General features: G+C 62.7%; 7 protein-coding genes. 3 read left to right on the forward strand and 4 right to left on the reverse strand.

The annotated features are described in order from the left end of the window. Positions 1–256: 256 nt before the first annotated feature. The 4 genes from scpB to B3397_RS00020 form a co-directional block, all read right to left on the reverse strand. Positions 257–1030, reverse strand: a complete 774-nt coding sequence (gene scpB / locus B3397_RS00005) for an SMC-Scp complex subunit ScpB (RefSeq protein ID WP_296246090.1) — start codon at positions 1028–1030, stop codon at positions 257–259. Continuing rightward, positions 1027–1728 carry a segregation and condensation protein A gene (locus tag B3397_RS00010; protein WP_296246108.1) on the reverse strand — a complete coding sequence of 234 codons (702 nt, stop codon included), beginning with the start codon at positions 1726–1728 and terminating at the stop codon, positions 1027–1029. The genes scpB and B3397_RS00010 overlap by 4 nt, the downstream gene beginning before the upstream one ends. 131 nt (positions 1729–1859) lie before the next feature. Beyond that, positions 1860–2489 (reverse strand): L-threonylcarbamoyladenylate synthase, encoded by a 630-nt coding sequence (locus B3397_RS00015; protein WP_296246092.1) that lies wholly within the window; start codon positions 2487–2489, stop codon positions 1860–1862. A gap of 13 nt (positions 2490–2502) precedes the next feature. After that, positions 2503–3363, reverse strand: coding sequence for a PHP domain-containing protein (locus tag B3397_RS00020; RefSeq protein WP_296246094.1), 861 nt, complete (start codon positions 3361–3363; stop codon positions 2503–2505). A 65-nt stretch (positions 3364–3428) separates the two neighbouring features. On the opposite strand from B3397_RS00020, the gene B3397_RS00025 reads away from it, so the two are divergent. Genes B3397_RS00025 through B3397_RS00035 form a run of 3 tightly spaced genes read left to right on the forward strand, consistent with a single transcriptional unit; the run spans position 3429 to position 5047 of the window. Continuing rightward, positions 3429–4025, forward strand: a complete 597-nt coding sequence (locus tag B3397_RS00025) for a septation protein A (RefSeq protein WP_296246097.1) — start codon at positions 3429–3431, stop codon at positions 4023–4025. A 1-nt stretch (position 4026) separates the two neighbouring features. After that, positions 4027–4350, forward strand: a complete 324-nt coding sequence (locus tag B3397_RS00030; RefSeq protein WP_296246098.1) for a YciI family protein — start codon at positions 4027–4029, stop codon at positions 4348–4350. Positions 4351–4369: 19 nt separating this feature from the next. Continuing rightward, entirely contained in the window at positions 4370–5047 is a 678-nt protein-coding gene (locus B3397_RS00035) for a response regulator transcription factor (RefSeq protein ID WP_296246100.1), read from the forward strand. The last annotated feature ends 161 nt before the right edge of the window (positions 5048–5208 follow it).

Raw genomic sequence — 5208 nt, forward strand, 5'->3', positions numbered from 1 at the left:
AATTTTGCGGGATTGTTCTTGGGTCTGCGGTGAATGGTCCCCTCACCCCAACCCTCTCCCTGAGGGAGAGGGGGCCGCTCACCGAAATCTGCAGCACCGAGATCCGCTTTTAGCCCCCTCCCTCAGAGAGAGGGAGCCGATCACCGAAATCTGCAGCACCGCGATCCGCGTTCAGCTCCCTCTCCCTCAGGGAGAGGGCTGGGGTGAGGGGACCATTCACCGCCGATCCAAATCCCGCCCCACGGATGAAACCGAATCAGCCGCCAGCCGCCGACCCACCCTGGTCGTCCGGCTCCGCCTCATCTTCGATCAAATCGTCAAAATCGGTCTTGAGCCCCTGCTCCATCGAATCCAGTTCCACCAGTAGGCTGCGAAAGCTCGTCTCGTCCCTGGGCAGCTCCTCACCCTCCTCAGGCTCGGCGCTGGCGTCGGCCAGAGCCTGCAAGTGGGCAGGCACCGGGGCATCGTCCAGGTCGTCGACGATGGGCTCGGGCTCCATCTCGCGCAGCTCGGCCAACGGCGGAAGGTCATCGAGGTTTTTCAGGTTGAAATGGTCGAGGAACGCCTTGGTGGTGGCGAACATCGCCGGTTTGCCCGGCACATCGCGGTAGCCCACTACCCGTATCCACTCACGTTCAAGCAGGGTCTTGATGATGTTGCTGTTCACTGCCACACCACGCACGTCCTCGATTTCACCACGGGTGACGGGTTGCCGATAGGCAATCAAGGCAATCGTTTCCAGCATGGCGCGCGAATAGCGCTGCGGGCGTTCCTCCCACAGGCGGCCGACCCAGGGTGCGTACTTCTCGCGAATCTGCAGGCGATAGCCCGAGGCGACCTCTACCAGTTCGAAGGCGCGCTTGTCGCAGGACTTGCCCAACAACTCCAGAGCTTTCTTGAACACCCCAGGCTCGGGCCGCTCGGCCTCCTCGAACAGCTCATAAAGGCGTTCGAGCGATTGGGGTTTTCCGAAGGCCAGCAAAAAGGCTTCAAGCAGCGGCGCCAACTCGCGCGGTTCAGTCAGATTCATTCTTCGGCTCGGGCCCGGACATGGATAGCGGCAAACGCCTCGTTCTGTACCAACTCAATCAATTGCTCCTTCACCAGCTCCAGGATCGCCATGAAGGTCACAACCACGCCCAGCTTGCCCTCCTCGGCCGTGAACAGCTCGACGAAGGGCACGAAGCCGCCGTCGCGCAAACGCTCCAGCACATCGCTCATGCGCTCGCGGGTGGACAAGGCTTCTCGGCTGACCTGATGGCTTTCGAACATGTCGCCGCGGCGCAGCACATCGGCCATGGACAGCAGCAGTTCCTCCAGGCTGACTTCCGGGAGCAGTTTGCGCACCTTGGCCTGCGGCGCATCCAGCCTGGGCACGTAAAGGTCGCGCCCCACCCGTTTCAGCGTGTCGATGCCCTCGGCGGCGGCCTTGAACCGTTCGTACTCCTGCAGCCGGCGGATCAGTTCGGCGCGGGGGTCGTCTTCCTCTTCCTCGATGGCGGCCGAGCGTGGCAGCAACATCCGCGACTTGATCTCGGCCAGCATGGCGGCCATCACCAGATATTCCGCCGCCAGTTCCAGGCGCACGGTCTTCATCAATTCCACGTAGCCCATGTACTGGCGGGTGATCTCGGCCACGGGGATGTCGAGGATGTCGATGTTCTGCTTGCGGATCAGGTACAGCAGCAGGTCCAGCGGGCCTTCGAAGGCTTCCAGGAAGACTTCCAGCGCGTCGGGCGGAATGTACAGGTCCTGCGGCATCTGGGTGAAGGCTTCGCCATACACCAGTGCCAGTTGCAGTTGCTGCGGAGCGGTGAGCGGGTTGTCCAGCGCCGGCTCCTCGGCCGCGCTCAGGTCGCTCACGCCAGCGCCGCGAACGGCGCTGGATCGCCACAACCCACGCGCACCACTTGCGGATCGCCGTCAGCCAGGTTGATCACGGTGGAAGCCTCGGTACCACCAAAGCCGCCATCGATGATCAGATCGACCTGCTTCTCCAGCAACTGGCGCATCTCGTAGGGATCACTCAGCGGCTCTTTCTCACCCGGCATGATCAGGCTCACGCTCATCAGCGGCTCACCCAGCTCCTCGAGCAGCGCCAGGGCGATCGGATGGCTCGGTACCCGCAGGCCGATGGTGCGGCGCTTGGGATGCAGCAGCAGCCGGGGCACTTCCCGGGTGGCGCTGAGGATGAAGGTGTAAGGCCCCGGCGTGTGCGCCTTGAGCAGGCGAAACGCTGCAGTATCGACCTTGGCGAACAGGCCCAACTGCGACAGGTCGCAGCAGATGATCGCGAAGTTGTGCTTGTCGTCCAGCTGACGCAGCCGACGCACGCGCTCCACCGCCGTCTTGTCGCCGATCTGGCAGCCAATGGCGTAGGAAGAGTCGGTTGGATAGATCACCACGCCCCCGCCCCGGATGATCTCCACGGCTTGCTTGATCAGGCGGGCCTGGGGGTTGTCCGGGTGGATCTGAAAAAATTGACTCACGTTTGCGTCCTGTTCAGGCAGTAAGTGGCTGATCATGTTTGAACCGTGCCGCCAGCGGTGGCAGGTCCTCCGGCAAAGGCCGATAGACACCGATTTCACCCCAGGTGCCAGGGCCGTGGAAGTCACTGCCAGCGCTGGCCAGCAGACCGAATTCCCGGGCCAGGATCGACAAGGTGCCGACCTGCTCGGCGGCTTGCATGCCATTGACCACTTCGATGGCATGCCCGCCCGCTTGAATATAGTCGCCGATCAACTTGCGGCGCTTGCTGCGGGTGAAATCGTAGTGCAGCGGATGGGCCAGGCTGATCCAGGCCTTGGCCTCGCGCAGGGTCTTGACCGTATCTTCCAGGGTGGGCCAATGCTGCTTCACGTCGCCCAGCTTGCCGGCACCCAACCATTTGCGAAACGCCTCCTGGCGGTCGCGCACGTAGCCCTCCTGGACCAGGAAATCAGCGAAGTGGGGCCGTGCCGGGGCGTTGCCGCTGTCACCCAGGCCCTGCTGAATCGCCCTGGCGCCCGCCAACGCGCCCGGCATGCCCTTGAGGGCCAGCCGCCGGTCGATTTCCTCGGCCCGCAGCCACCGACCGTGGTGCAGACTGTCGAGGGCAGCGACCAGTGGCGGCGCATCCAAGGCGAAATTGTAACCAAGCACGTGAATGGTGGCACCGCCCCAGGTGCATGACATCTCGACCCCACTGATCCACTGCATGTTCAATGCCTGGGCGGTCTGGCGGGCCTCTGGCAGGCCTTCCAGGGTGTCGTGGTCGGTCAATGCGAGGGTCTGCACGCCATGCTCGAAGGCGCGCTGCACCAGAACGGCAGGGGCAAGGGCGCCATCGGAAGCGGTGCTGTGGCAGTGCAGGTCAACATTCATAGTGGCGCTTTCGCAGTCATTGATGTTTGTTATTATGCCGTCACATCCTGCTTCTGGCTGCCACTGTGAAACAATTGATCGATTTCATCCCGCTGCTCCTGTTCCTCGTTGCCTACAAGACCGACCCGCAAACGGTCGAACTGGCCGGCCACAGCTTTGCCTTCGGTGGCATATTCAGTGCCACCGCCGTGCTCATCATCAGCTCGGTGATTGTCTACGGCATTCTCTTCGTCACTCAGCGCAAGCTGGAAAAAGGCCAGTGGCTGACGCTGATCGCCTGCCTGGTGTTCGGTGGCCTGACCCTGGCGTTCCACAGCGAAACCTTCCTCAAGTGGAAAGCGCCGGTGGTGAACTGGCTGTTCGCCTTGGCGTTCGCCGGCAGCCACTTCATCGGCAAGCAGCCGTTGATCAAACGCATGATGGGTCATGCCCTGACCCTGCCTGATCCGATCTGGCTGCGTCTGAACGTCGCCTGGATCGTGTTCTTCATCTTCTGTGGTGCGGCCAACCTGTTCGTGGCCTTCACTTTCCAGGCGTTCTGGGTGGACTTCAAGGTGTTCGGCAGCCTGGCCATGACGTTGCTGTTCCTGGTGGGCCAGGGTATCTACCTGTCCCGCCACCTGCATGATACCGATCGCACAACACCAAAAACCGAGGACTGACATGCTCTACGCCATCATTGCTACCGACGTGCCCAATTCCCTGGAAAAACGCTTGGCCGCGCGCCCCGAGCATCTCGAGCGCCTGCAGCAACTTGACCGCGAGGGCCGTCTGGTGCTCGCCGGCCCCCATCCGGCTGTAGACAACAATGATCCCGGTGAAGCGGGTTTCAGCGGCAGCCTCATCGTTGCTCGCTTCGAGTCGCTGGACGAAGCGCAGGCCTGGGCCGGCGCCGATCCGTTTGTCGCTGCCGGCGTGTACAAGGATGTGTTGGTCAAGCCCTTCAAGCAGACCCTGCCTGCCCCGGTTGAAGCCGGCGCTGTCTGATCGCTGAATGAAGGTATAAATGAGCGACCTGTTACTGATCGACGATGACGTCGAACTCTGTGAGCTGTTGAGCAGTTGGCTAAGCCAGGAAGGCTTTCAGGTTCGCGCCTGTCACGACGGCAGCAGCGCTCGCCAGGCCTTGGCCGAGCAAGCCCCGGCGGCGGTGGTGCTGGATGTGATGCTGCCCGACGGCAGCGGCCTGGAGCTGCTCAAGCAACTGCGCAGCGACCACCCGGAACTGCCGGTACTGATGCTGTCGGCTCGTGGTGAACCGCTGGACCGCATTCTGGGCCTGGAACTGGGCGCCGATGACTACCTGGCCAAACCCTGCGATCCCCGCGAGCTGACCGCGCGCCTGCGCGCGGTATTGCGCCGCAGTCATCCGGTCGCTACCCCAGGACAGCTGGAGCTGGGCGACCTGTGCTTCAGTCCCGCCCGGGGCGTGGTGAGCATCGATGAACATGACATCAACCTGACAGTGTCGGAAAGCCGGTTGCTCGAGGCACTGATGCGTCAGCCGGGTGAGCCGCTGGACAAGCAGGAATTGGCGCAGATTGCCCTGGGCCGAAAACTGACACTGTATGATCGCAGCCTGGACATGCATGTCAGCAACCTGCGCAAGAAGATCGGACCTCATGCGGATGGACGGCCCAGGATCGTGGCGTTGCGCAGTCGCGGGTATTTTTACGCGCAGTGAGGGGGGATTGATGGTGAATGGTCCCCTCACCCCAGCCCTCTCCCTGGGGGAGAGGGAGCCGATCACCGACATCCGCCGCACCGCGATCCGCTTCTAGCCCCCTCTCCCCCAGGGAGAGGGAGCCGATCACCGACATCCGCCGCACCCCGATCCGCTTCTAG

Source organism: Pseudomonas sp. UBA4194 (genome assembly GCF_002379585.1).
In the GTDB taxonomy this organism is placed as follows: Bacteria; Pseudomonadota; Gammaproteobacteria; order Pseudomonadales; family Pseudomonadaceae; genus Aquipseudomonas.

Bases quoted from the DNA above. Each gene is read 5' to 3' on its own strand.
- scpB (WP_296246090.1), bottom strand. From the start codon at position 1,030: ATGAATCTGACTGAACCGCGCGAGTTGGCGCCGCTGCTTGAAGCCTTT.
- B3397_RS00030 (WP_296246098.1), top strand. From the start codon at position 4,027: ATGCTCTACGCCATCATTGCTACCGACGTGCCCAATTCCCTGGAAAAA.
- B3397_RS00035 (WP_296246100.1), top strand. From the start codon at position 4,370: ATGAGCGACCTGTTACTGATCGACGATGACGTCGAACTCTGTGAGCTG.
- B3397_RS00020 (WP_296246094.1), bottom strand. From the start codon at position 3,363: ATGAATGTTGACCTGCACTGCCACAGCACCGCTTCCGATGGCGCCCTT.